The sequence below is a fragment of the Bacillota bacterium genome (assembly GCA_040754675.1).
Taxonomy (GTDB): Bacteria; Bacillota; Limnochordia; order Limnochordales; family Geochordaceae; genus Geochorda.
In genome coordinates, this window is the sequence record JBFMCJ010000666.1 from 1 (window position 1) to 2079 (window position 2079).

Annotated in this window: 3 protein-coding genes; all 3 read left to right on the top strand. The window is 70.8% G+C overall.

What is annotated here, in order from left to right; genetic code table 11:
• Positions 1–253, top strand: a 253-nt coding sequence (locus tag AB1609_22275; GenBank protein MEW6049161.1) for a hypothetical protein, incomplete at its 5' end; no start/stop codon positions are given.
• Positions 246–1460 carry a DnaB-like helicase C-terminal domain-containing protein gene (locus tag AB1609_22280; GenBank protein ID MEW6049162.1) on the top strand — a complete coding sequence of 405 codons (1215 nt, stop codon included), beginning with the start codon at positions 246–248 and terminating at the stop codon, positions 1458–1460. The genes AB1609_22275 and AB1609_22280, both read left to right, overlap by 8 nt.
• Before the next feature lie 25 nt (positions 1461–1485).
• Positions 1486–2079, top strand: a 594-nt coding sequence (locus AB1609_22285) for a hypothetical protein (protein MEW6049163.1), incomplete at its 3' end; no start/stop codon positions are given.

A 2079-nucleotide genomic window follows, 5' to 3' on the forward strand; every position in this document is an offset into this window, starting at 1 on the left:
CCAGCAGATGGGCCTGCCCGAGATCGCGGAGAAGAACCTGGCCCGCGTCTTCTTCGCGCGGTGCAAGTGGAACTGGAGGGACCCTGCGCTCAAGCTGCCCGAGAACGGGGTGCGGGACAGCACGCCGTACCAGCCGGAGGTCTACGGCATCGAGGAGTGGTGCCGCAGGAACGGCTATCGGGTGGTGCCCGGGACGAACCGCGTGGTGCCCATCGGCGACAACTGCCGGGAGGGGGCGGCCGGCCGTGTTTGAGCGGTGCGCGAGCCTGGAGAGGGCGCTGGTGCAGGCGGTGCTGCGTGACAGGAGCATTCTGTGGTCGCTGTCGGGCTACCTGGACGCGGCGGACTTCTCCACGCCCCGCTACCGCGTGGCGTGGGAGGCGCTGAGGTCCGGGAGGCCCGTGCCGGAACTGCCCGACGTCTCTGACGGCGAGGCCCCGGACCCGGAGGAGGCGCGGGAGACCGCCAGGCAGATCAAGGTCCTGTCGGCGCTGAGGCGGGTGAGCGCGGTGTGCACGCGGACGAGCAGGGTTCTCGCGGACGGGCAGGGCAGGGATCCAGCCCAGGTGCTCTCCCGGTTCCTGCAGGAGGCCAACGCGTGTGCGGTGCCGGCGTCCCCGGGGGTGCTGCTCTCCGGCCGTGAGTGGGTCCGGATGGGGTACGCCGACGAAATAGAGTCCCGGGCCAACAGCGCAGCAAGGTCGTTTGACCTCGGTCTGGCGCAGCTCACCGAGGGCCTTTCCCCGGAGCCCGGCCACCTGCTGATTCTTGCGGGCGAGACGGGCAAGGGAAAGACGGCGCTGGCCCTGAACCTGGCGGCGAACCTGGGCGTGTCGCAGCGCATCCCGGTGCTTTTCATCAACACGGAGATGTCCGCCGGCGAGCTGGCCATGAGGCTTTACGCACTGCTGGGCCAGGTACCGCTCTCGCGCCTCCGGTCAGGGAACGTGACCGAGGAGGAACTGGGGGACCTGAGGCGGCTCATGCTGGAAATCGAGGACAACGCGCTGTGGATCACCGACAGCCTTCCCTGGGCCACGGTGGAGCAGGTGGGCGCGCTGGTGCGCCAGGGGGTGGCGGCAGCCGGCATCCGGGTGGTGATCCTGGACTGGGTGCAGCGGCTCCAGCCCTCCGACCCGAGGAAGGAGTCCTGGCAGCTCCTGGCCGAAGCGGCCCGGTACCTGAAGGCGCTGGCCCAGGAGCAGCGGGTGCTGGTGGTGGCGGTGGCTCAGCTCACAGAAGAGCACCGGCTGGCGCTGTCGCGGGGGATGTCGCGCGAAGCGGACGGCGAGGTGCATCTCTACCAGGCGCCCCCGGGCGGGCCGGGCACGCACTACCTGGAGGTGCGCAAGGCCCGCCACGCCCCTGCGGGCGCCAGGATCTCGCTCATCATGGACCGGGCCACGCTGCGGTTCTACGAGGCTGACCGGGTGCAGGAGGCAGCGCAGGCTGCGCGGTAGATTTCCGGCAGGGGAGGTGGGACGGGTGCTGGACTGGCTGCTCGACGCCGTGCCCTGGTGGGACCTCCTGGTGCTGGTCCTGGTGGGCGGGGCGGCGTGGGCGGGGTGGAACGGTGGGCTGAAGCACGCGGCGGATTCGGCGCGCTGGTTCTTGCTGTTTGTGGCCACGCTGGCGCTCGTGGTGTGGTTCGCCGAAGGGTACGCCGAGCTGTTCAGGTCCACCTTCCTGAAACCGGACCCGAAACTGGCCCAGCTGGGCTTAGGCCAGGCCGTTTGGCTGTTTGTGCGGGAAGCGGGGAGGCGGGCCTGGTTGTTCCTGTGTTCCTACCTGCGCGGCTTCGCCGGGGGCCTGCCCGGGGGTCTGCCCGCGGTGGGAATGGCCCTGGCGCTGGCAGCGGCTTGGGTGCTGGTGGCGATAAACCGCCTGGTCAGCCTCCCGTTCTACGGCCGGCGTCGGAGCACCGTGAGGGCCCTGGTCGACCGGGGGGTGGGGTGGCTGAGCGGAAAGGTGCCGCCGCGGGCAGCCTCCGCGTTCACCGCCGTTTGGTGTGGCACCTGGCGGCTCGCTGCGGTGGGCTTCTGCATGGGCGCCGTGCGGGACGGCGTCAGGGCGGTGCTG